The 23457-nt window shown below is 40.1% G+C and carries 20 protein-coding genes and 1 tRNA gene; 6 read left to right on the forward strand and 15 right to left on the reverse strand.

The features are described from left to right. The first annotated feature begins 66 nt into the window (after window positions 1-66). The gene (gene treY, locus NSMS1_RS15540; protein WP_224085425.1) at window positions 67-2832 is read left to right on the forward strand and encodes a malto-oligosyltrehalose synthase; all 2766 of its coding nucleotides are present in this window, start codon (window positions 67-69) and stop codon (window positions 2830-2832) included. 91 nt (window positions 2833-2923) lie between these two features. Beyond that, on the forward strand, window positions 2924-4435 hold the full coding sequence (locus NSMS1_RS15545; RefSeq protein WP_224085426.1) for a trehalase family glycosidase: 1512 nt from the start codon (window positions 2924-2926) through the stop codon (window positions 4433-4435). A 45-nt stretch (window positions 4436-4480) separates the two neighbouring features. Here NSMS1_RS15545 and NSMS1_RS15550 read toward each other — a convergent pair whose 3' ends face one another. From NSMS1_RS15550 to NSMS1_RS15560, 3 genes are all read right to left on the reverse strand, one after another. Then, on the reverse strand, window positions 4481-5380 hold the full coding sequence (locus tag NSMS1_RS15550; RefSeq protein ID WP_224085427.1) for an amino acid ABC transporter substrate-binding protein: 900 nt from the start codon (window positions 5378-5380) through the stop codon (window positions 4481-4483). A gap of 98 nt (window positions 5381-5478) precedes the next feature. Beyond that, a complete protein-coding gene (locus NSMS1_RS15555; protein WP_224085429.1) occupies window positions 5479-6069 on the reverse strand; it encodes an NUDIX hydrolase in 591 nt (196 codons plus the stop codon). A gap of 95 nt (window positions 6070-6164) precedes the next feature. Continuing rightward, complete coding sequence (locus tag NSMS1_RS15560; protein ID WP_224085430.1) at window positions 6165-7367, reverse strand: phosphoglycerate kinase; 1203 nt, start codon at window positions 7365-7367, stop codon at window positions 6165-6167. 87 nt (window positions 7368-7454) lie between these two features. On the opposite strand from NSMS1_RS15560, the gene NSMS1_RS15565 reads away from it, so the two are divergent. Then, the gene (locus NSMS1_RS15565) at window positions 7455-7862 is read left to right on the forward strand and encodes a universal stress protein (protein ID WP_224085433.1); all 408 of its coding nucleotides are present in this window, start codon (window positions 7455-7457) and stop codon (window positions 7860-7862) included. Between the two features lie 106 nt (window positions 7863-7968). Here the strand turns inward: NSMS1_RS15565 and NSMS1_RS15570 are convergent, their stop codons facing one another. Beyond that, window positions 7969-8418 (reverse strand): DUF4145 domain-containing protein, encoded by a 450-nt coding sequence (locus NSMS1_RS15570; protein WP_224085435.1) that lies wholly within the window; start codon window positions 8416-8418, stop codon window positions 7969-7971. 11 nt (window positions 8419-8429) lie between these two features. Here NSMS1_RS15570 and NSMS1_RS15575 point away from each other — a divergent pair, with 11 nt between their 5' ends. Then, window positions 8430-9932, forward strand: coding sequence for an IS5 family transposase (locus NSMS1_RS15575; RefSeq protein ID WP_224085439.1), 1503 nt, complete (start codon window positions 8430-8432; stop codon window positions 9930-9932). A 39-nt stretch (window positions 9933-9971) separates the two neighbouring features. On the opposite strand, the gene NSMS1_RS15580 is transcribed toward NSMS1_RS15575, so the two are convergent. The 10 genes from NSMS1_RS15580 to NSMS1_RS15625 all read right to left on the reverse strand — a co-directional run bounded on the left by NSMS1_RS15580 (window position 9972) and on the right by NSMS1_RS15625 (window position 16212). Continuing rightward, window positions 9972-10238 (reverse strand): hypothetical protein, encoded by a 267-nt coding sequence (locus tag NSMS1_RS15580; RefSeq protein WP_224085441.1) that lies wholly within the window; start codon window positions 10236-10238, stop codon window positions 9972-9974. Window positions 10239-10384: 146 nt separating this feature from the next. Further along, window positions 10385-10458: transfer RNA gene (locus tag NSMS1_RS15585), tRNA-Pro, on the reverse strand. 50 nt (window positions 10459-10508) lie between these two features. Continuing rightward, the gene (locus NSMS1_RS15590; RefSeq protein WP_224085442.1) at window positions 10509-10874 is read right to left on the reverse strand and encodes a DUF1818 family protein; all 366 of its coding nucleotides are present in this window, start codon (window positions 10872-10874) and stop codon (window positions 10509-10511) included. A gap of 18 nt (window positions 10875-10892) precedes the next feature. After that, window positions 10893-11438: a hypothetical protein gene (locus tag NSMS1_RS15595; RefSeq protein WP_224085444.1), complete on the reverse strand. Its 546-nt coding sequence runs from the start codon at window positions 11436-11438 to the stop codon at window positions 10893-10895. Between the two features lie 142 nt (window positions 11439-11580). After that, the gene (locus NSMS1_RS15600; protein WP_015140372.1) at window positions 11581-11817 is read right to left on the reverse strand and encodes a DNA-directed RNA polymerase subunit omega; all 237 of its coding nucleotides are present in this window, start codon (window positions 11815-11817) and stop codon (window positions 11581-11583) included. A 276-nt stretch (window positions 11818-12093) separates the two neighbouring features. Next, window positions 12094-12429: a transposase gene (locus NSMS1_RS15605; RefSeq protein ID WP_224085446.1), complete on the reverse strand. Its 336-nt coding sequence runs from the start codon at window positions 12427-12429 to the stop codon at window positions 12094-12096. Continuing rightward, window positions 12395-12745 carry a transposase gene (locus NSMS1_RS15610; RefSeq protein ID WP_224085447.1) on the reverse strand — a complete coding sequence of 117 codons (351 nt, stop codon included), beginning with the start codon at window positions 12743-12745 and terminating at the stop codon, window positions 12395-12397. The genes NSMS1_RS15605 and NSMS1_RS15610 overlap by 35 nt, the downstream gene beginning before the upstream one ends. A gap of 97 nt (window positions 12746-12842) precedes the next feature. Next, window positions 12843-13076: a Nif11-like leader peptide family natural product precursor gene (locus NSMS1_RS15615; RefSeq protein WP_224085448.1), complete on the reverse strand. Its 234-nt coding sequence runs from the start codon at window positions 13074-13076 to the stop codon at window positions 12843-12845. Between the two features lie 499 nt (window positions 13077-13575). Beyond that, window positions 13576-15015: a serine/threonine-protein kinase gene (locus NSMS1_RS15620; protein WP_224085449.1), complete on the reverse strand. Its 1440-nt coding sequence runs from the start codon at window positions 15013-15015 to the stop codon at window positions 13576-13578. A gap of 366 nt (window positions 15016-15381) precedes the next feature. Next, the gene (locus NSMS1_RS15625) at window positions 15382-16212 is read right to left on the reverse strand and encodes a squalene/phytoene synthase family protein (protein ID WP_224085451.1); all 831 of its coding nucleotides are present in this window, start codon (window positions 16210-16212) and stop codon (window positions 15382-15384) included. 853 nt (window positions 16213-17065) lie between these two features. Between NSMS1_RS15625 and NSMS1_RS15630 the strand changes: the two genes are divergently transcribed. Continuing rightward, the gene (locus NSMS1_RS15630; protein ID WP_224085452.1) at window positions 17066-20884 is read left to right on the forward strand and encodes an ATP-binding protein; all 3819 of its coding nucleotides are present in this window, start codon (window positions 17066-17068) and stop codon (window positions 20882-20884) included. 256 nt (window positions 20885-21140) lie between these two features. Here the strand turns inward: NSMS1_RS15630 and NSMS1_RS15635 are convergent, their stop codons facing one another. Beyond that, complete coding sequence (locus NSMS1_RS15635; RefSeq protein ID WP_224085454.1) at window positions 21141-22301, reverse strand: family 10 glycosylhydrolase; 1161 nt, start codon at window positions 22299-22301, stop codon at window positions 21141-21143. A gap of 309 nt (window positions 22302-22610) precedes the next feature. On the opposite strand from NSMS1_RS15635, the gene NSMS1_RS15640 reads away from it, so the two are divergent. Then, window positions 22611-23456 (forward strand): neutral zinc metallopeptidase, encoded by an 846-nt coding sequence (locus tag NSMS1_RS15640; RefSeq protein ID WP_224085456.1) that lies wholly within the window; start codon window positions 22611-22613, stop codon window positions 23454-23456. The last annotated feature ends 1 nt before the right edge of the window (window position 23457 follow it).

Below are 23457 nucleotides of genomic sequence, written 5' to 3' on the forward strand. Positions count from 1 at the left end.
GGAGTTTTTTGAAGAGGGAGAAATTTCTTCCCCTTTTCCCCCTTTCCCCCTATACCCTAATATTTTATGCGGATACCAAAGGCAACTTATAGGATTCAGTTTACACCCCAGTTTGGGTTTGAGGATGCTAGAGCGATCGCATCTTATTTAGCAGATTTAGGTATTTCTGATTTATACGCTTCGCCTATTTTTAAGGCGAGAACTGGTAGTACACATGGTTATGATGTGGTTGATGGTTCGCAGTTAAATCCCCAGTTAGGTACTCGTGAAAATTTTGAGGCCTTGGTGGCTGAGGTACAATCTCTTAGTCTGGGTTGGCTACAAGATATTGTGCCGAATCACATGGCTTATAGTAGCGAAAATCCATATTTAATGGATGTGTTGGAACACGGCCCAGATTCTAGCTACACCGACTATTTTGATGTCTGTTGGAACTCACCGTTTGCTAATAGTCAAGAGCGGATTCTTGCGCCTTTGTTGGGTGATTTTTATGGTGAAGCCCTAGAAAAAGGTGATATTCAACTGCAATATGAGCAGAATGGGTTGACTGTTAATTATTACAGCCTTAAATTGCCGTTGCGATTGGAGTCTTATACTAAGTTTATTTCATATAATTTAGGTAAGCTTACACGTACATTAGGCAGAAATCATCCTGATTTTATTAAACTTCTGGGCATTCTCTACATTCTCAAAAGTGTACCTTCAGAAGTTACTGGAAAACAGCGTCAAGACCAAATCGCTTTTATTAAGGGTTTGATTTGGGAACTCTACAATAACAATGAAGATATACACGATTTCATTGAGGAGAATCTGAAAACCTTCAATGGGGAACCTGGTAATTCTGAAAGTTTCAACTTACTAGACGACTTACTTAACGACCAGTTTTATCGCCTCGCTTTTTGGAAGGTTGGCGCTGAGGAAATGAACTATCGCCGCTTCTTTACTGTTAATGAGTTGATTTCTGTTAAGGTTGAGGAGTTGCGCGTATTTAACAATACCCATAGTTTAATTTACGAGTTAGTAGAGCAAGGAATTTTTACAGGCTTAAGAATTGACCACATTGATGGACTTTATCACCCCACGCAGTATTTAGAAAGATTGCAAGAGAAGATGGGTGATGTTTATATTACTGTGGAGAAGATTCTAGAATTAACGGAAGATTTACCAGAAAATTGGCAAATACAAGGTACATCAGGATATGATTTCTTAAATTATGTCAATGGTGTATTTTGCCAAAGCGAAAATAAATCAGCGTTTGATAAGATATACCACTCATTTATCGGTTCGCGCGTTGATTATCCTTCACTTGTAAGAGAGAAAAAGCGTCTGATAATAGAAAAGAACTTAGCAGGCGATGTGGATAATTTAGCAGTTCTGTTAAAGAATATTTCCAGCAAATACCGCTATGCTAATGACTTTACACTCAATGGGTTAAAAAGAGCGATCGCAGAAGTTCTAACCTTCTTCCCCATTTACCGGACTTACATCACACCCGATGGTATTTCCGACACTGATAAAGTCTGCATTCAAACAGTAATTAACACGGCGAAAAAACAAGTACCTTTGTTACAGCATGAAATGACCTTCTTAGAAAAAGTCATGCTGTTACAATTCGATGATTCCCTTACTCAAACTGAACGGGAACAGTGGATATATTTTGTCTTGCGAATGCAGCAATACACAGGCCCCCTCATGGCTAAAGGTGTAGAAGATACTACTTTATATGTCTACAACCGTCTCATATCACTCAATGAAGTCGGCGGAAATCCCAGCCATTTTGGCATTACTATTGATCAATTCCATCACTTCAACCAACAACACCAAGCCAAATGGCCTCATACCATGAACGCCACAGCTACCCATGATACCAAGCGCGGCGAAGATGTGAGAGCGAGGTTAAATGTGTTGTCGGAAATTCCCCAGGAGTGGGAACAGCAGGTAAATAACTGGAGTGAACTTAATCAAGCACATCGTGGCTTAGTTGATCACAACGATGAATATTTCCTCTATCAAACCCTAGTAGGCGCATTTCCCTTTGCAGAACACGAACAAGCTTCTTTCGTGCAGAGAGTACAAGAATACTTAATTAAATCGATTCGAGAAGCAAAAGTACATACCGCTTGGCTGCGTCCTGATAACGAATACGAAGAAGCTTGTACTTCGTTCATTCAGAAAGTGCTTGACCCCAATATCTCCAAGCAATTTTTAGAAACCTTCCGCCCATTCCAAGAAAAAATCGCCGAATACGGGATATATAACTCCCTTTCCCAAACTTTACTAAAAATTGCTGCACCCGGTGTTCCCGACTTCTACCAAGGAACCGAACTTTGGGAATTAAGCTTAGTTGATCCTGATAACCGCCGTCCAGTAGATTTTGAATCCCGCCGTGGATATCTCAGCACCATCCAAGAACAAATCAAAACAGATATCCTTGGCTTAATTCAAGACTTACTCAACCACAAAACCGACGGTAGAATCAAACTCTTTTTAACCTACCAAGCCCTCAAAGCCAGAAACCAATACCTGTCACTATTCCAAGACGGGGAATACAAACCCTTAGAAGTCCACGGAACCCACGCCAACCATATAATAGCCTTCGCCAGAAAACAAGGAGACAAAACAGCCGTCACCATCGTTCCCCGTTTCCTCACCACCCTAGTCCCACCCGGACAATCCCCAATAGGCGAGTCAGTATGGCAAGATACACACCTCCAACTCCCCGCCAAAACCTGTTACAACCCCCTCACTCAGCAAACCCTACAAACTGACAACACCCTACCCATATCACAAGCCCTCTCTCACCTCCCAGTAGCCTTATTAATCTCTGAGTAGCTAATACAACAGGGGGAACCTCTCATTCCCCCTCCTCCTCCTTCTTTGCGTACCTCCGCGCTAACCTCCGCGTCCCTCTGCGTTAAAAAATATGACCCAGCAACTAACTAACCCCCCCATCACCGCCGTCCGCACCTACATCAAAAAAACCTGGAAAACCCTCACCCGTTCCCACGAACACCTACTAGAATCAGCCCAAGACACCAAACTCGAACACCCACCGAACACCCCCTGGCTTGTCTACATCTCCCCCCAAGAAGACTGTAATACAGTCAAGTCAGTATTAGAGCGATCGCTATCTGCAAAAGAAATGCAGCAAATAGAAATCCGCACTCTACCCAACGAAGCTTCAGCCATTGAGGAACACGGACTGTTATATCTTCCCGGCCCCTACGTCGTCCCCGGTGGACGCTTCAACGAAATGTACGGCTGGGACAGCTACTTTATCTTATTAGGACTTTTGCGAGATGAAGAATGGGAACTAGCCCAAAGTCAAGTAGAACAACTACTTTACCAAGTACAGCATTACGGTACAATCCTCAACGCTAACCGTACTTATATGCTGTCGCGATCGCAACCCCCCGTCCTCAGCCTGATGGTGCTGGCTTTATTCCAATACACCCAAGATCAAGCATGGCTTAAATCAACCTTGCCATTGCTAGAACAATTTTACTATTTTTGGGTAGTACCACCCCATCTCAACCCGAACACAGGCTTATCCCGATACTTTGCTTTAGGCGAAGGCCCAGCACCAGAAGTATTATTTTCCGAACTCGACGAGGAAGGACGCAGCCATTACGAACGAGTCAAGGAGTATTACAAAACAGTTGAGATTGATGATTATGATGTCAGCCTGTTTTATGACAAAGAAACAGACGAACTAACAGACTTATTTTATAAAGGCGATCGCACCATGCGCGAGTCTGGTTTTGATATCACCAACCGCTTTGGCCCCTTCAGCATCGATATCATCCATTATGCGCCTGTTTGCTTGAACAGCTTGCTTTATCAAATGGAACAAGACATAGCGCAAATTTACGAGATTTTAGGAAATGCAGAACTAGGACAACAATGGAGCGATCGCGCCAATCTTCGCCGTGAACGTATCAATCAATACCTTTGGGATGAAGAAAAAGGACTGTATTTAGACTATAGCTTCCACAGTAACAAACGCCGTAATTATGAATTTGCCACCACCTTCTACCCCTTGTGGACAGGATTAGCTTCCCCAGAACAAGCCCAAAGTATTGTAAAAAATCTGACATTATTTTCTGCACCAGGAGGAATTTTAACTAGTACCCACGTTACAGGGAATCAATGGGACGCGCCTTTTGGCTGGGCCCCACTAACCTTAATTGCTGTCCAAGGACTCCACCGCTACGGATATCATACCGAAGCAGAAGACATCGCTCAAAAATTCCTCAACATGGCTATTCAAGAATTTAACAAATATGGTTTCTTCGTAGAAAAATATGATGTAGAACGCTGTTCTGCTCAAGTTTCCGACGAAATCAGCTTTGGCTACAGTTCCAATGAAATCGGTTTTGGTTGGACTAACGGAGTCATTTTAGAACTACTAGCTAATAACACCAATACCCTTTAAAAACTCTCCGCGCCCCTCCGCGCCCCTCTGCGTTTAAAAAATTAATTAAAGTTCACGCTGAGGAATTTCCTCCCGAAATTCAATAATCAACTGCATAGTTTCCTTCATCAAATCACGTAAGTCTTGATTAAGAAACACAGCACCTTTAGCACCAAACCAACGATCAAAAATTGTCACATACCGCTTATCATTATTAATAAATCCCTGCATAAACTTAACCAGAGAATAATTCACAGAATCAAGAAATTTCGAGTTATTCTCAGGAACCATGCAGGCGATACCCTCGCGTGAATAGGGACGTGCAGGTACGATCGCAAAATCACCAGGATTTTTTGCCCTTTGCAACCAACCCTCTAACAAAATACTATCCGATGAAAAAGCATCTATTTTACCCTCTTGTAAAGCCTTAAACCCTTCTGCCCGGCTTTTCAAATAGACTAATTTAGCTTTGGGTTGTACCCGCTTAACTGCTAATTCATTAGTAGTTTGTGGTAATACACCAATGCGTTTACCGATGAGAGATTCAGGCGAATCAAAATTACTGCCCACTTTAACTAATAATTGAGTACCAGTAGCACCATAACTAACAGAAAAATCAACCTTTTTATCCCGTTCCCAAGTAAAACTACTAGCATCACAAACAATGTCAACTTGTCTATTAACTATATTAGGAATCCTTTGGGCGGGAGATAAGGCAACTAATTTTAACTGTATTTTTTTACCTAAATCTTTTTCTAACTGTTGTTTAATTACAGACAACATATCTACAGAATAGCCAATCAACTGTCCTTGCTCATTGGTATAAGCAAAAGGCATAGCATCTCTACTCGTCCCCGCAGTTAATACCCCTGTACGTGCCACCTTTTGCATCACAGTTTCCGCAAATGCTGCACTAGGTAGAGTTAAAGTTAAACTGAAAATAGCGATCGCTAAATTTTTATACATAGTTATTAGTTATTAGTCATTAGTCAACAGTCAATAGTCTAAAATTCTTCTTTCTCGTCTCCCCTATCCCCTCAATCAAAATCCGTGGGCAAATTCGGCTAGCGATAGTGTTGAAAAATTCGCTGGATTTGTTTTGCTGTCACCCGTCCCACAGAGAGTTCGGGTAAAGCATCTTCGGCAAAGAAACCAACTTCCTCAGTTTCAATACTTGCTGATGGAGAACCACCTACAAGTTCGCACTGAAAAAATATTTTATAAATATAAAAAGGAAACGGTGGGTGTCCTTGTCTATCCCTGTCATAGACAGCTAAAACTTTAGTAGCCCGTGTCTGATAACCAGATTCTTCAAACACTTCTCTGACAACTACCTCACTGGGTGAGTCGCCAACATCAGCCCATCCTCCAGGTAAAGTCCAAAGCCCATCAGAGCGTTCTTTAACTAATAAGATGGTGTTATCTCGAAAAACTGCACCCCGTACATCAACCTTGGGGGTAGCGTAGCCCAATTCACGAGTAAACAAATCTAGAACATCATTATGTTCGACATTTGAGTATGTCGCCATAATTTCTGCTGCGATCGCCCTTACCTGTTTAAAGCGTTCGATATCAAATGGATTCTCAGAATAGGTAAGTCCATTTTGGGCAATTGCTTGTAACTTTTGCGTCCACTCCAGCCATTTTGGTTGCATACATTTCTTACAAATTCCAGGGATTGGGGAAAGAGATGAGAAGCGAGGCAAAAACCACCCCACTCCCTACTCCCTACTCCCTATTCCCTTACTACTTACGCTTCATCCAATGCAGCGATACCGGGTAATACCTTACCTTCGAGTAACTCTAAGCTAGCGCCGCCGCCTGTAGAGATATGGCTCATTTGATCAGCCAAACCTACCTTTTCTACAGCCGCTACCGAGTCACCACCACCGATAATGGTAGTTGTGCCTGTTTTGCTGATGTCTGCTAGAGTATGAGCGATCGCTTCAGTACCTACAGCAAACTTATCAAACTCAAACACACCCATAGGCCCGTTCCAAATCACGGTTTTGGTATCTGCTAGAGCTTCTTGGAAGACCTTAACAGAATCAGGGCCGATATCCAAACCCATCCAACCATCGGGGATGTTTTCGATGCTAACGGTTTGAGAATTGGCATCAGGTGCAAAGTTATCAGCAACTACTACATCTGTGGGTAACAACAAGCTAACGCCCCGTTCCTTTGCCTTAGCTTCCAAAGACTTCGCTAGTTCCAGCTTGTCTTCTTCCACCAAAGACTTACCAACATTCAAACCACGGGCTTTGTAGAAGGTGAAAATCATCCCCCCACCGATGATCAGCTTGTCGCATTTCTCCAACAGGGTTTCAATTACACCAATTTTGCTGGAAACTTTAGAACCACCAATAATAGCTGCCAAAGGACGTTGGGGATTTTCAATCGCGCTTTGCAGATATTGCAATTCCTTTTCCACCAAGTAGCCAGCTACAGAAGGACTGAGAAATTGAGTCACACCTTCAGTAGAAGCGTGAGCGCGGTGAGCCGTACCAAAAGCATCATTTACATAAAAATCAGCATTAGCCGCCAATTTTTTAGCAAATTCAGGGTCGTTTTTCTCTTCTTCTTTATAAAAACGGACATTTTCTAGTAACAGAACTTGGCCATTTTCTAACGCCGCCACCTTAGCCGCGACTTCATCACCAATCGAGTCATCGGTTTTTACAACTTCTTGCCCCAACAACTCAGAAAGACGCTTGGCTACTGGTGTGAGACGCAACTTTTCATCCACACCCTTGGGACGACCAAAATGGCTGGCTAAAATTACTTTAGCGCCCTTTTTCGTCAAATCTTGGATGGTGGGCAAAGCCGCACGAATGCGAGTATCGTCTGTGATGTTGCCTTGCTCGTCTAAAGGCACGTTGAAGTCAACACGTACTAAAGCGCGTTTACCAGAGATATCAGCAGCAGATAAACTTGCTACAGTTTTTTTAGACACAGCCACCCTCCTGATTGCCTTTTTGTTATTGTTTTGAAAGTAGAACCATCCAGATTTTACCGGAGACGGGGGTACGGAGGTGCAGCGATGTTTAAGACAGTTCTATTTCCAATCGATCAAAGCCGAGAAGCAAGGGAAGCTGCTGATGTTGTCTCTAACGTCGTGCAGAAATACGGTAGTCGTTTAATACTGCTGTCTGTGGTAGAAGAACCTGCCTCAGACGAGCCGAAAGCTGATCCTATGGTTTCTCCAGAAGCCGTTGCCAAACTGCTTAAGGATGCCCAAGCCTTATTTTTGCAGCAAGGTATTCCCTCGGAAGTTCTGGAAAGACAGGGTAAACCAGCCTTTACTATTTGCGATGTTGCCGATGAAGTAGGTGCAGATTTAATCATCATGGGTTGCAGAGGATTAGGTTTAACTGAGGAAGGCGCAACCGATAGCGTCACCACTCGCGTAATTAACCTTTCCCCTTGCCCAGTGTTGATAGTGCCTTAATTTGTGATTAGGTGCGTTACATCCCGTTGACGCACCATTTTAACTATGAAATTTCCTCGAATTGCCTGTTTAATTTCTTGTGTATGTAACAGTTATTTAATAATAATTAAATTTTTCCCTTCGGTTTTATATCGTCAAGTTTTCGGTTGAGTGCATCTATCCTCTTTTGGGATTTTGCTGGTTGAACAAAGTAAAAATCAAAAAGTCCTTCTAAAATATTTAAAAGCCATTCTGCTTCTTCTGGTTCAACATCAACAATCTCACCTGTACTTATACTTTTCGCGGGATGGGCAGCTAAGTTACCTAGTTTTCTAACGGAATGTATTTCTTCAACTAAATAAGAAGGTAATTGATTAGAAGACAATAATTCTTCTATTTCAGAATAGAGATTACCTTCTTTAACTGAAGACTTTTCTCTAATAAGAAGCTGTAAACATCTTCTACTTAGGGCTGGCTGAATAAGGGCGAAAGATAGCAGAATGAAGAGTTTCAGGGTCAGGAAAGAAAAATAAGGTGAAAAGAAAAAGGGTAAGATAAGTAAAAATCCTTGTAGCAAGTTGCGTTAAAATGTATCGAAGAGCGCAAAAGCAAGAAAAAGCAGCAGAAAACTTTGAACTACCCTTTGGGGGAAAACTAGCGTCAGATAACCGATGGGTAATCATGGCGAACATGATACCTTGGTCAAAATTTGAAGCAGAGTACGCAGAAATATTTTCAGCAAGAATGGGAGCGCCAGCCAAAACATTTAGAATGGCGTTGGGAGCATTAATAATTAAAGAAAAATTAGGAATAAGTGACAGAGAGACAGTAGAACAAATTCGGGAGAACCCGTATCTGCAATACTTTATAGGAATGTCAGCATATAGTAATGAATCTGCATTTGACCCGTCAATGCTAGTTCATTTTAGAGAAAGGATAGATATAGAATTAGTCAATAAAATCAATCAAGAAATAGTCAGGAAGATGTTAGAAAATAAACAGGAGGTAGAAGTAAGAGCAAAAAAGCCAGAGGTCGAGGATTCAAAAAGTAAGCCAGCCAATAGAGGAAAATTAATATTAGATGCTAGTTGTGCGCCAGCAGACATAAGTTATCCGACAGATTTAGGATTATTAAATCAAGCCAGAAAGCAAACAGAAACAATCATAGATACATTATATAAGTCCTTATTAGTAAGAAATATCAACAAACCAAGAACCTACAGAAACAAAGCAAGAAAGGATTATTTAGCAGTAGCCAAGAAAAGAAAACCAACAGTTAAAGAAAGAAGGAAAGCTATCAGAAAGCAACTGCAATATATCAACAGAAATTTAACTCATATTCAGCAGCTAATAAATTTAGGTGCGTCACTATTAAAACTGAGCAACAGTCAATATAAGATGTTGCTAGTAGTAGCAGAAGTTTATCGTCAACAGTTATGGTTATATGAAAATCAAAAAATTAGTATACAAGACCGCATTGTCAGTTTAAACCAACCACACATTCGTCCGATTATCCGAGGTAAAGCCGGGAGAACAGTAGAGTTTGGGGCTAAGTTTTCAGCTAGTTACTATGATGGCTATGTATTTTTAGACCATATTAGTTGGGACAACTTTAACGAATCAGGAGACTTAAAATCACAAGTAGAAGCATACAAAAACTACACCGGATATTATCCTGAATCAGTTCATGTTGATAAGATTTATCGGACGAGGGAGAATCGAGCTTGGTGTCAAGAAAGGGGAATTAGAATTAGTGGCCCACCACTAGGTAGACCCCCCCAAAATGTCAGCCCTGAAAAGAAGAAACAAGCCGCTTATGACGAAAGGATTCGTAATTGTATTGAGGGCAAGTTTGGACAAGGTAAACGAAGATTTAGCCTTGGTAGAGTTATGGCTAAACTTCCTCATACTTCTTTCACCGCTATTGCCATAACTTTTTTAGTTATGAATCTTTCTACTCTGCTATTACGGCTTTTTTGTGTATTTTTTTGCCTATTTTTCAAAACTGAGTCTTTTTTTACTTCTTCTATTATCGAAACTGATATTTCATTAAACCTTAAACAACAAAAACTTATCTTTTTTCTGGACTGACTACTTAATCAATTTTTCTCTTCCTTTGAAATGACTTTTTCAGCAAGCCCTACTTAATGCTGCACTTGCTTTTGGGCTATATTTTAAGACTAAACAAGCTTCTTTATACTCATCTGCAAACTTTTTAGGAACTTCTGAAGCTAAAGGACGATTTATACTTTGGGGATAAATTAATTCCTCTGTATCTTCATCAGCATATTCTTTGGGAGATTCATGTAGAAAAATAATAACTTGATAACAAGAAGGGCATCTTCCATATCTAATAGTCTGTTCATAATCATCTAAAAATGCGTTTCTATCTCTCAATTTAAAGTTTTCAGCAATAGTTAAATGAATTGTGACTCCACAATGAGGACATTTCATAAAATTACTAGAACCTTTTATTAGACTTTCTTAATTAAAAAACCTACTAGTCTTTGATAAAAACTAGTAGGTTTCTATATTGTTATCAATCGGAGCGGCGGGATTCGAACCCACGACCTCCACTACCCCAAAGTGGCGCGCTACCAAGCTGCGCTACGCCCCGGTCAGAATTATTATTGTAACGCAAACTATCAGAAGAATCAAGGGATAAGCTTAAAAAACTTTGAGCATTCCCGCAGCTTGCACTAGGCTAGGCACAGCAGATGAGTTCCATTTACCTTCTGCACAGCGTCCTGTATTGAGGATAAAGCGCAGACTGTATTCATGGGGATAACCTTCTACCTCCATCCATAATAAATCGCTTTCGGCTTCACAGGCAATCTTTTCTTCATCCATTAATTCGGCGCTTAGTTGCTTCATGGTGTTCACCAGTTTGGCTAAGAGGCGACAAAAATCATCCAACTCAGCTTCGGTTAACTCAATAGCCCAATCATCAGTACCAACTAAACCCTTAAATTCTGTTGCGTTGGGGTTCCAACCTATACGCCAGCCAGCACCGCTTTTAATCAGCCGTTCCATGACAATTGTAATGCGTAGTTATTTAAGGAGTTCAGCGCCTCCTGTTGGGGGTGGGGTTGGGGTGGAGTTGGGTTTGGGGTTGGGGCGTGAAGTTGGTTTTGTGGGGGTATTAGGGTTAAAGATGTTGGTCAAAACTTGTACTAAAGCATTGCGTTGACTGCGACTGAGGCGAGAAATAGCAGCGCGATCGCCATCCAAAGGATTCTGCCGTAAAGTATCATTACCTGGATAGGTATTCTCATACATAATTTCGTTAGCATCCAAGTAATCGGCTAAAGTTAGCTTCCAATCTAAGCGATAATTAGGAGCGCGTTCTTTAACGTATATGTGATATCTAATTAAACGTGTTGCCAAAGTATTGCTTTGGGCAACTTTCCCGCCTTCTTTATTGATGTATTGATTTTCTTTTGGGAAGTTTGGCAATTGTTGGTACACTAATTGCCAAACTTCCCCAGGACTAATTCTTTGGGCAACAGCAGGTTGGACACTTGCCAAATTACCTACACTAAATACAAAAACACCCGCCACCACAAAAGCAGTGATTAACGCTGATTTCAACTTCACAATGACAAACTGAAGGGTTGACTAGAGCAGAAGCTTGTTTTTGAGACAACAGATACCTAAAGATAAAGTGCAGAGTGATTAGTCATTAACTCAGTACGCGGCTCAACGCCGCGCTACCGCTAACAGCACTCAGCACTGTACTTTATAGTTCACCAATAATTTCTGGTTGTGTCAATTCATCGGACATTTCAATAATTGCCCTAAGTACTGGCTTCATCATGGCATCTTCAGCGCTTTCAAATTCTTCATAACGCCGGCGTTTAGCACGATTTGCCACCTGAACCGTAATGCGGTAGCGATTTGAGGCTGCACTAATTAAATCCTCAGCACGGTGCATAATCTGAGATTGGGTTGTCTCGAACTTAGAACGCTTGAGCATAGTAATGGGTTCTTAGGGACATACTCTAGTTTAGCAGTACTGATCAAGACTGGGAGGATAGGAGTAGTGATACCCTGAGCAAAAATTTTGATTTTTTTATGAACCTATCCCACGAATAAAATTCTGTTAATCCAGATGTGAATTGTCGCAAGAGAAAGAAAACCGTTGAAGCAGGCAGAAATTCTTTCCCACCGAACAACGAGTCGGCGATATTTTCTTTGAAACCAAGCAAAACAGCGCTCTTGTTGAAAACGCGGAACAGAAATTTTAATTGGTCTACCCCGATTTTTTCGATTCTTCCAAACACGCGCGCGGCAATTGAGGTCTGATTCCACGTTTACGCAATGCAGCCCGTTTGTCCTTGGAATCATAGCCTTTGTCAGCAGCCAGAACTTTAACACGTTTACGAGGTCTACCGGGTCTATTCGTTTTAACTTTGACACTATCTAACAGTGGTATCACTTGATCTGTTTCACTACCGTTGGCTGGAGTTGTGCGATTAGCCAAGGGCATACCATTACCATCAGTTAAGGTGTGTATTAAAATTCCCTTACCTTTATGACCGTACTTAACGCCTTCACCGCCACCTTTGCCAGGGGGAAAAAGACCCATCAACAGCACCGTAATTCCAGTTGATTAGGCTTCTTTCCTCTGCAATTCCTAGTATCCTTGCTTGTAAACTTTCCAAAGTTCCGTCCGTTTCCCAACGTTGCAACCATCTGTGCGCTGCACTTTTTGATGCCCAGATTTCTCCTGTGGGAGCATCACACCAACGGCATCCTGTTATCAATATATACAATAACGTGTTCAGTACATGACGAAATGGTGCATGAGGCATTCCCCTTCCTCTGTTTTCTGGTTCCTTGGGGAATATATCTTCAAACAACTTCCACTCCATATCACTTAACCCTTCAAATTTCCCCGCCATACCCTGATACAACTTACCGTTTTCAACAGCAGATTATCATATTGCTGGTATTAGTGGGATAGGTTCATGAGTCAGTCGTATAAATTTATGTGAAATATCAAGCTATTGACATCTGATCCATAGTGTTAACTTCACCTTCAAACCATAATTGCTCTAATTCATCCTCAGTAAATTTATAATCAAACGTAGATGCAAAATTAATAATTTTATTTTTATCCCAATGACAACTGTCCATTAAACCTCGACTACAGCATTTCTTTAAATATTGTTCATAAATAGCTTCGTCGGAAATCAAAAATTCATAAAAAGCATGAGCTTGTTGTAGAGACATTAAAATTTAGCTCCCAAATTTTTATTTCTATAATGAATATGATGATATTTTCACGTAAATTTGGCTTTTATAAAAGTCAATAAAAAAGATTTTATTCATTCTTTAAAATAAAAATATTGAGATATAAATATATGTGGCTTGAGATATAAGTTTCTCAAGCAAGAATATACATTTTAAATTAGTGAAGTTTTTATAATGAGTAGATGACTGAATTAAATATGGTGTAAAATACAAATCATCCACGCTTAATAATTTAAAAATAATATTTATATTAAGTAGAATAGGGGGAAAACAAACTATATTAATAAAAGTAAAGTACAGCAAAACCCTTTTCTTTCCTGCATCATTTCTATACTAAATATTCACACCGACCTACTTATACCTGTTTCAAGACTTAGAATATCATTGGAATATCCTTTGGTTGGTAATTAATTTTCTCGATTACCAACCAGACCAAAGCTATTGTTATTAAGGGAGGATGATATAACTTCTTTTGAAATCAAGCATTGCTAGAGGTTTTTGGATTTCGCAACAACCAAACTAAGACAGCCCCAGAAATAATGCCTCCAACCCAACCGCCAATAGCATTTACTAATATCCACCAACCTGCCTTATGAACTAATCTGCGTAAAACTAGCCACTGTGCAATCCCAACGCTTAATCCATGTAAAATAGCTAAATATTGAAAGTTATTTAACCCTCCTACTAAAAAGAAAGGAATAATTGCAGATAGGGAAGTTGTAAATATCCACAACCAAGAAGGACGAAAAACTTTACGGCGTAATATTATCCACTGCTTAACACCAATTGCTAACCCCCAAAAACAAACAGCCGCTAAATCTCCAGCTACTGCCAAAAAGTTAAACCCGATTAAAAATCCTCCCACGTAACCAAAACAGGTTATAAACACCCATTGGAGATAAAAACTCCATCCCACTTTTATGTGTGGTGCTAATATTGTAGGTATGTCACTAGATAAAACTTCATTTGGTAAAGCAGCTTCTTGACGATATTGAGGCAGAACTGGAGGGGGTTGAGAGTACAGCGTTTTTTGACGATGACTTGCTTGATCAATCGGTGGGCAAGTTATAGTGATTATCTGTGATTTTACTGTGTGAGAATTTGCCAATTCTTGCACAATATGTAAAACTTCTGTTGCTGATTGATATCGCTGCCGAAAGTCATAGCGCACCATTTGGTCTAAAATATCTGCCAACTCAGGGCTAATATCTACTAAGTGTCGCCACCTCATCTCTGCAAGGTCGTCTTCTGGTAACTGATCAGGCATTAACCCAGTTAAGGCCTGTATACCAATCATGCCGACAGCATAAATATCGCTACTAAATTTAGGATTACCGCGACTTTGTTCGCTAGGCATATAACCTGGTGTACCAATAATGCTGACAGTTATTCTAGTTCTGTCTGGAACAATGGTTACTTGAGTGCTGATATGTTTAATTGCCCCAAAGTCAATTAAAACAATCTTACCATCGCTGTGTCGGCGAATTAAGTTAGAGGGTTTAAGGTCTCTGTGGATAATATGATGTTGATGAACAAAAGCCAATGGTTGCAGGATGTTTAGTAACAGATTAATGACGTAATCCTCACTCCACCTTTGTCCAGGATTCAGTTCCCTATTTAAAGGATGACCAACAATCAATTGCTGAACTAGATAAAATTCCTCATCTTCTTCAAAATGCGCCAATAATTGCGGAATTTGGTCATGATAACCCAAATTATGCAGTAATTGAGCCTCCGCATCAAATAATCTTCTAGCTAACTGCAATGTCGTAGGTTCTTTAGCTTGAGGCTTAAGCTGTTTGACAACACATTGGGTATTGTAAAGTTTAGTGTCTTCAGCAATATAGGTTTGACTAAAGCCACCCGAACCCAAAGTTTGAATAATCCGATACCGTCCGTCTAGTAACCGACCCAACATAAAGGCGATCGCCTATTTTAGGAAACACACATCTGTGTATTTTACCTTCCCTAAAGTTTATTCCCAAGCATCAATTGGGAGTTATTACTGATACCATCAGTTTATCTCTATAGTATTACTATTTCTTTTACGGTATAAATACTAAGAATCAAATAAAGTTAGTACGGTTTATACAAATAGTTGTACTTAGCTAATTTATTTTACATTGATGCAAAGCCGATTTTTTCTACTTCCAATAGGCTTAATCAATGTAATGTCTGTTTGATAGTAGGGGAATGGGGAGTAGAGAGGTTATGAGGGAGAGACAGAGGAAATAATCTTCTCCCATGCTCCCTGCTCCCTTGCCTCTTATGCCTCTCTACTTACTCATCCAGCTTTTAAATTCAAGCCGTTAATTTGTTCTAAGAGTGCCATTACATCACTACGGCTGAGTTTTTCTTTACCGTTGGCGATCGCATCAATAGTACCGTGTGCTAATGTCAAGGGGATTTGACAAAAGTTGAGTGCGGGGCCATCAGGTAAGGCTTGGGTGTAAGCATCTGCTAGAGCGAGATTACGCAGAGCATATTCGTGCATATTCGCTGCATTCCAACCTTGAGGAAAGAAGCTGACTCCGCGTTGTGAGTCTTCCACATGGTTACGCAAGATGTTGACTGCTTGCAAACCTCTACCAAAACCAATTGCTAAAGTCCGGTTGGTTTGCGTGCCATCGTACCAAGTCCACAAATCTGAAAGTAGCAACCCGACTGCACCCGCAACGCCAAAGGTGTAACGGTCTAAGTCAGATTCTGTCTGCACTTGCCAATTGTTAATTGCCCAATAAGCCATGCGGTCTGACATTGCGGCTGTAGCATCCCAAATTCGCGGTGCAATTGTTTCTGGTGCAAGCAGCGACCATTCTCGAATCCTCATGGTCACTTCTTCTAAGGTGTTCTCGTAACCGCTAAAATCGGATGTGAAAGCATCAATAGGAAAACCATCAACCCCAGCTTGCAACGTTAAGCTAATCGAATGCAGCAGTTTTGCCTTTGTGGGGTTATCCAAGGTAGGATGGTCTTCAATTTCATCTATGGCACGCATACACAGGTACGCTGATGCGACTGCCTCTTGTAATCCTGGGGGTAAAATACTAATTGGTATATAAAAAGTTCGACTAGTTTCCTTGAGGATTTGCAAAGCATCGCTACGTAAATCCATGTTTTCACTCCTCTGTTGATTTTTACACCACATCCCACTGCCAGTTTTTATTGATAATACTGGATATTGTTTTGACGAAACCTAAAAAATTAGAAATTTACTAGTATTGCTTTTAAATATTAATAATTTTTTGTATCAAAATTAACAAAATTTTCAATTTATTAAAATCGCAAGTATTTTACATACATTTGATGTAATTTATGCTGTGCGTATTTCTGTTGTTTGATATTACATCCTGATTTTTTGGTGTAAAAATCAACAAGTATGCTAAACTGCCGTTCATCTAACTTGGACAACTTTTCATGTTGGGTGTTTGCGGTTAATCCTCCGTAGCAAAGTGACTTGATGAGTAACTAGGTAATTCAAAAGCGTAACTCTTATAACCTAGCATTCTGTAGTATATCAAAATTATTTTATAATTCATAGTAAATTCCGAAGTATAAATTATTAAAATTTTGTTTCAATAACAAATTAAGTAAAATTCTTAATTTTATAGCAACAATTTACGCTTGTATGATGTATGTAGTTTGACTTTTGTTGTATGTGTGTAGTTAAAAAATTTCGTAACAAATCAAAAAGCACAGAAAGGCAAACAAAAATATCAAAGCAATTTTGGAGTTAAGATTTTCTAAATTATGAATAAAATGAATTTTTGACTTTTGCAAATGTGTGATTTCAGAAAATGAATTAAATACTTATGTCTGATGCTCTTGGGTATACCTCTGCAATAATATATATATAGGTAGATGTAAATTAATCCATTAGATAGTAGTTTTAATAAATAAGTTCCTCTAAAAAGCATAAATTCTCGAAGACATTCAGAGCATAAGTAAAGAAAGTTACCAAAGTACCCATGTTAGAAGTAAACCACTTGCGGCTGGGAAATATGCACAGTTCACTAGTGGCAAAAATAGCGAGTGCGATCGCAACATTAGTAAGTGGCTTAGTATTAGTTGGTTGGTTGCTTGATTTAAAAATCTTTCCAGCCTTTTTTTTGGGTAATCAACTTACAATGTCACCGAATACAGCACTATGCTTTGTAATTTGCGGCACTTTGGTATGGCTGTTAGTAACTAAACGTTTAGGTGAACCAAATTCCTATCTCAAGGAAAAATCAGACAGAAAATGGTCGAGAGTTTTTACTATCTCTGTTAGTATCATTGCGGCATTAACTATTAGTCAATATTTATTTGCTTGGGACGTAGAGATTGATAAAATACTGTTGGGTAGTTTAACCCCATCACATCTGTTACAAATGGGGTTAAATACAGCAATTAACTTTTTAGTGATAGGTTTAGCTTTAGAACTGCTAATTCATCCGCAAAGCCATCGCAGTTATTGGTATGGGCAGATACTAATTTTTATTCCTATTGTAATTTCTTTACAGGTGCTTATAGGTACAGCCTATAGAGTAAAAAATTTTTATACAATTAGTTCTACTGTTACATCTATGACTTGGCAGACAGCATTATTATTTATAGTGCTGTGTATTGGCATTTTGTCTGGGTGGGCAGAGAAAGGACTAATGAAGACAGTGTTAAGCGATAGCTATGGAGGTAAGATTGCACGCCGCTTACTAATAGCTGCGATCGCTTTACCTTTACTGCTCAGTTGGTTAATACTAGAAGGACAAAGAGAGGGAAGATATAACCCAACCTTTGCCGTCTCAGTATTTGCCATCATCTTAATTGTGACCTTTGCCATCATTATCTGGCAAAATGCGTTAGTTATAGAACTACTGAGCCAACAACGCGATCGCGCTCAGGAAACATTGAAAGCTTATGAAGAAAAATTGACAACCCTGGTCGATGCCAACATTATTGGCATTATATTTGCCGATGTTTATGGCGATATCCAACAAGCAAACGACGCATTTTTAGGGCTGGTTGGTTACTCTCAAGAAGATTTACTGGCGGGGGGACTCAAATGGAATGATCTCACGCCATCAGAATATCTCTATTTAGATGAGCAAGCTATTGCCGAAGCCCAAGCAAATCCCCAAGGAGCTTGCACACCCTACCAAAAAGAATACGTCCGTCAAGATGGTAGCCGCATTCCTGTATTAATTGGTTTTGTGTTACTGGGAGAAAAACGCGAAGAAGGTGTTGCTTTTGTTCTGGACTTGAGCGAACGCCAGCAAGCACAACAAAAAATCCTCCAACTTAATCAAGATTTACAACGCCGCGTTACTGAGTTGCAAACTTTGTTAGAAGTAATCCCTATTGGTATAGGCATAGCAGAAGATCCAGAATGCCAAAATATTAAAGTTAATCCGGCCTTTGCCAAACAATTGCAGATTTCCCCAAAGGCCAATGCGTCTCTCACCGCACCACCAGAGGAAAAACCCACAACATTTAAAGTTTTGCATGATGGCCGAGAACTGTTACCGGAAGAACTACCAATGCAGTATGCGGCTGCTCATGGCGTAGAAGTTTTAGATTGTGAGTTGGAGATAGTTTATGAAAATGGTCAAGCTATCAAGTTGTTGGAGTATGTAGCGCCACTGTTTGATGAAGAAGGCAAAACCAGGGGATGTATTGGTGCTTTTGTAGATATTACACAACGCAAACAAGCAGAGGAAGTGCTGCGAAACCAGCAAAAATGGCTAGAAGATGTGTTAAATCTCATGCCTAGACCATTGCTATTTATTGAACCAGAAACGGCAAAAGTTACCTTTGCCAACCGCGCCGCAGATGAATTAGCAGGTGGTAAATTTCCTACAGGTGTGCCAGCCGCAGATTATCACACCGTCTATTATTTAACAGATACAGACGGTAATCCTATCCCCAACGACCAGATGCCAGGAGTGCGGGTGGCAATGGGAGAGCGTTTACAAGGGTTAGAGGTAGACTGGCACACAAAGGATAAAATATTGTCCTTACTCATTTTTGCCGATACCCTACCAGCTATGCACGGCTTTCCGGCAACTTGTGTATTGGTGTTTCAAGATGTGACTCAAATTAAGCAGGCAGAAAAAGCTCTGTCTTTGGGTTATGAACGGCTAAAACTACTATTTAGTACAGCCAACGATTTGTTATCTAGTCAAGAACCAATAGCACTGATTGATAGTTGCTTCCACAAATTAGCACAACAAATTGGGCTGGATGTTTATTTGAATTATTTAGTAGAAAACAATTCTCAGGTTATGCGTTTAGCTTCCTATGCAGGAGTTTCCGCAGAACTAGCGCAAGAAATTAAGTGGTTAGGTTTTGGACAAGCTGTCTGTGGTAAAGCAGCAAAAAATCGTTGTTCTATTGCTTTAGAGAATGTTCAACAATCAAGCGATCCCTCCACTGAAATAATTCGCTCTGTTGGCATTAATGCTTATTACGCTTATCCCTTAATTGCTCAAGGCAGACTGTTAGGGACACTTTCCTTTGGTAGCCGCACTCGTGCTGCTTTTACCGACAATCAAAAAGGGATGATGCAGGCAGTTTGCGACCAAATTGCGATCGCAATGGAAAGAGCAGAATTGATTAATTCCCTGCAACGGCAGACTGAGCAATTAACACAAGCCAATCGGATGAAAGACGAGTTTTTGGCTATCTTATCTCATGAATTGCGATCGCCCCTCAATGCTATCCTTGGCTGGTCGCAGTTATTACAGTCCCGTAAGTTAGGTGAGGCGCAAACAGCAAAAGGCTTAGAAACAATCGAACGCAATGCCAAAGCCCAAACCAAATTGATTGAAGATTTACTAGATATTTCCCGGATGATTAGAGGCAAGTTACGTCTAAATGTCGGTACTTGCAACTTGATTTCTATTACTGAAACAGCGATTGAAAATATTAACCTAGCAGCTCAAGCCAAAGATATTGAATTAACATTTTTTCTAGAGCATCCAGTTACAGAAAATCCACCATTACAAATTTCTGGTGATCCAGAACGTTTACAACAAATTATTTGGAATTTACTCACAAATGCCATCAAATTTACACCCTCTGGTGGCAAAGTGGAAGTTAAGCTCACCAAAATAGCTAATACCCACGCACAAATTCAAGTTATAGATACAGGTATTGGCATTAATCATAGCTTTTTACCTTATGTCTTTGACCGCTTTCGCCAAGCTGATAGTTCCAGCACCAGATCCCACGGTGGCTTAGGGTTAGGTTTAGCAATTGTGCGCCATCTAGTAGAGTTACATGGCGGTACTGTCTATGTAGATAGTCCAGGTGAAGGACAAGGCGCAACTTTTAGCGTTCAATTGCCACTGTTAGCTGAAAATAAAGTAGCAAGTATTGAAGCAAGCAAACAAGCACAACTGCCTACCCCATTACCTTCGTGTCCTTCATTGGCAGGGGTGCGAGTCTTGGTAGTAGATGATGAGTCTGATTCTCGTGATTTTATTGCCACAGTTTTAAACCAATGCCAAGCCGAAGTCAAAGCTGTGGGAACAGCACGAGAAGCTTTAGACATAATTCCTCAATGGCAGCCAGATGTTTTGGTAAGTGATATCGGAATGCCACAAGAAGATGGCTATGCTTTAATTCGTCAACTCCGCCAGCAACCGCCAGAACAAGGGGGAAACATCCCAGCCGCCGCCTTAACAGCTTACGCTAGAGCCGAAGATAGAACCAGAGCCATTCAAGCAGGATTCCAGTTACATTTACCTAAACCCATCGAACCCGCAGAATTGGCTACAGTTGTTGCTAGTTTAATTAAAGGTAAGTAGAAAGACTAAATTAAATCTAACTTGAGATTACCGGGTTTTGACTACGCGGAAGTTGAGCGTAGTCGAAACTCAACCCTCTTCTAGTCAGCTTACAGCACTTCCGGCAGCTATGAGGTACATCCTCAAACCTGAAAACTATTGCTGGAGAGGGTTAAGAGAAAAACTGTATTGCATAATAGCGGTAAGTGCTGTATCGAGCATTGAGCGTAGTCGAAATGCGTCTTCTAATTAATTGTGTCCACCTACTTAGTTAATATTAAATAGAGTTTTTTAAACTAGAAGCTGTTTTTTCTGGATTACCGGAAAAAGGGAAAATTAAGATACTTTTAATGTTGGGATTATTAACTAATGATTTTAACCGACTTAGTTGATAATCTGTAATGGCAATACCAGCGTATTTCTCAGCATAATTTAATTCTTCATTAAAATTTTTATCATTATAGGCTTGAATAAATACGCGATTTACTCCCCATTTTTCCCAATCAGCCGCAAAATATTTTTTAGCCCAATAGGGATTATGATGACAAATATCAAAACTTACCAAAGGATTAGCTTGTTTCATTGAGCTTGTCATTTGTTGAACAAATTTAGTTAAATTTTCAGTTCTGTCTACTTTCCCTGGTAATTCAGCATAATATCCTAAATAATCATCCCATTGCACAGCATCAATATTGGGATACTTTTTGACAAACTCAACTAAGATATTTTTAAATAAAGCTGCAACTTCAGGATTCTCTACATCAAGTACATAATGGTCAATGCCAGAATAGGTTCTGTCTACTCCTGGTACAATCCACTTCTTAGAAATTGCTAAATCAAAGATAGGACTATTTTTATCTATTTTAATACCTTTCTCAAAATAGGCGTGAACCTGCATCCCTTGTTTGTGCGCTTCATCAATCAACCAATTTAACCATTGTGATTGAAACTGATTTGGACAACTTTCATAACCCAGAGTTTGCTGCATCACTTCACTTTTGTACATTGTACAACCATTACCCCAAACCCCATGAATGATAGTATTAATTCCTTGGGATTTATAGTAACGAACTCGCTGGCGAATTGTTTGTTCATCAGCATTATTTGTTATTTGGTAGCGAGATAAATAAATGCCTCTAATTACTTTTTTCTCCCAAGGAGTAGGAGGTAAAGAAGTTTTCTGTTGTTGTACTGTTTTGGGTTTAGCTTCGCTAGTTTTAGTAGGTGAATTTATAGGTTTTGGGAAAGAGGTAGTAGGGATGGGAGGAGAAGGAGAAATAGGCGTAGTGATTTGTTCATTCTGAGGTAATAATTTGCTAATTTCTGAAAATCCTTTCTGGCTGAACCACCAATAACCACCCCCTAAGAAAAGTATAATTACAGATAAAGGAATATTTAAACATCCACATCCACTTGGCTCTTTCTTTTTGTGGGTCATAGTAATTTGATGACTATTACTTCATCTCGCTCGTAAAGATTGCTACCATTCCATATCTTACTTTTCCAGAGATAATTGCTAAAAAATTATGTGGCAGTTAGTCGCTGTAACAGTCGGCATGTATCAATCTTATTACGCATTTCATAACCTTTCTAAAGACTTACTGTTAGTTATAAGTGTTTCCCCGGTAGATAGAAGCAATAGATGGTTGAGATCGCTAATATTTAACTGCATAGATGATTAAAAAGCTGATTTAATCTGGATTTTTTATTTTCAGCATCTATTTTATGAGTTTGGGAAGCAGTAATTATGCGTTGGCAATTAGGTCGTCGGAGTACAAATGTTGAGGATCGCCGTGGTGGAGTTTCTACGCCTCTAGTTGGTGGAGGTATTGGTGCAGCGCTTATATCTCTGGTAGTTCTGCTATTAGGTGGTGATCCCAGCGCGATTTGGCAAAACCAATCATCAAGCGATCGCCCGGTGACAAATTCGCCACAAACAACAGCCTCCCAAGACAAAGCAGCCGATTTTGTCTCTGTAGTTTTGGCTGATATAGAAGATACTTGGACTGAGATATTCCGCCGTAATGGACAGACTTATACAAAACCCAAGTTAGTGCTTTACTCGGACGCGGTACAGTCAGCTTGCGGATTTGCGCGTTCAGCTGTTGGGCCTTTCTATTGTCCGGCTGATCAAAAGGTATATATTGATTTAAGTTTTTATCGAGATTTAAAAAATCGCTATCAAGCACCTGGAGATTTTGCTCAAGCCTATGTCATTGCTCATGAAATTGGGCATCATGTGCAGAATTTATTGGGTATTTCCGATCAAGTCCGTTCTTTACAAAGCCGAGCTAGTCAGACACAAGTAAATCAGCTATCTGTGAAGTTAGAGTTACAAGCAGATTGTTTTGCTGGTGTTTGGGCTAATAATGCCCAGCGCACAAGGCAAATTCTGGAAACTGGTGATATTGAAGAAGCTTTAAATGCAGCAAGCGGTATCGGCGATGATCGTTTGCAGGAACAGGCTAAGGGGTATGTAGTTCCTGAATCTTTTACTCATGGTAGTTCCGCTCAACGAGTGCGCTGGTTTAAGCGGGGTATTCAAACTGGTGATCCTGATCAATGTAATACTTTCGCCGCGTCGAATCTGTGAA

It is taken from the genome of Nostoc sp. MS1 (genome assembly GCF_019976755.1).
Lineage (GTDB): Bacteria > Cyanobacteriota > Cyanobacteriia > Cyanobacteriales > Nostocaceae > Trichormus.

Bases quoted from the DNA above. Each gene is read 5' to 3' on its own strand.
- NSMS1_RS15590 (WP_224085442.1), bottom strand. From the start codon at position 10,874: ATGGAACGGCTGATTAAAAGCGGTGCTGGCTGGCGTATAGGTTGGAAC.
- NSMS1_RS15625 (WP_224085451.1), bottom strand. From the start codon at position 16,212: ATGGATTTACGTAGCGATGCTTTGCAAATCCTCAAGGAAACTAGTCGA.
- NSMS1_RS15610 (WP_224085447.1), bottom strand. From the start codon at position 12,745: ATGGCGGGGAAATTTGAAGGGTTAAGTGATATGGAGTGGAAGTTGTTT.
- NSMS1_RS15635 (WP_224085454.1), bottom strand. From the start codon at position 22,301: ATGACCCACAAAAAGAAAGAGCCAAGTGGATGTGGATGTTTAAATATT.
- NSMS1_RS15550 (WP_224085427.1), bottom strand. From the start codon at position 5,380: ATGTATAAAAATTTAGCGATCGCTATTTTCAGTTTAACTTTAACTCTA.
- NSMS1_RS15615 (WP_224085448.1), bottom strand. From the start codon at position 13,076: ATGTCTCTACAACAAGCTCATGCTTTTTATGAATTTTTGATTTCCGAC.
- NSMS1_RS15630 (WP_224085452.1), top strand. From the start codon at position 17,066: ATGTTAGAAGTAAACCACTTGCGGCTGGGAAATATGCACAGTTCACTA.
- NSMS1_RS15565 (WP_224085433.1), top strand. From the start codon at position 7,455: ATGTTTAAGACAGTTCTATTTCCAATCGATCAAAGCCGAGAAGCAAGG.
- NSMS1_RS15545 (WP_224085426.1), top strand. From the start codon at position 2,924: ATGACCCAGCAACTAACTAACCCCCCCATCACCGCCGTCCGCACCTAC.
- NSMS1_RS15555 (WP_224085429.1), bottom strand. From the start codon at position 6,069: ATGCAACCAAAATGGCTGGAGTGGACGCAAAAGTTACAAGCAATTGCC.
- treY (WP_224085425.1), top strand. From the start codon at position 67: ATGCGGATACCAAAGGCAACTTATAGGATTCAGTTTACACCCCAGTTT.
- NSMS1_RS15605 (WP_224085446.1), bottom strand. From the start codon at position 12,429: ATGGGTCTTTTTCCCCCTGGCAAAGGTGGCGGTGAAGGCGTTAAGTAC.
- NSMS1_RS15600 (WP_015140372.1), bottom strand. From the start codon at position 11,817: ATGCTCAAGCGTTCTAAGTTCGAGACAACCCAATCTCAGATTATGCAC.
- NSMS1_RS15575 (WP_224085439.1), top strand. From the start codon at position 8,430: ATGTATCGAAGAGCGCAAAAGCAAGAAAAAGCAGCAGAAAACTTTGAA.
- NSMS1_RS15620 (WP_224085449.1), bottom strand. From the start codon at position 15,015: ATGTTGGGTCGGTTACTAGACGGACGGTATCGGATTATTCAAACTTTG.
- NSMS1_RS15640 (WP_224085456.1), top strand. From the start codon at position 22,611: ATGCGTTGGCAATTAGGTCGTCGGAGTACAAATGTTGAGGATCGCCGT.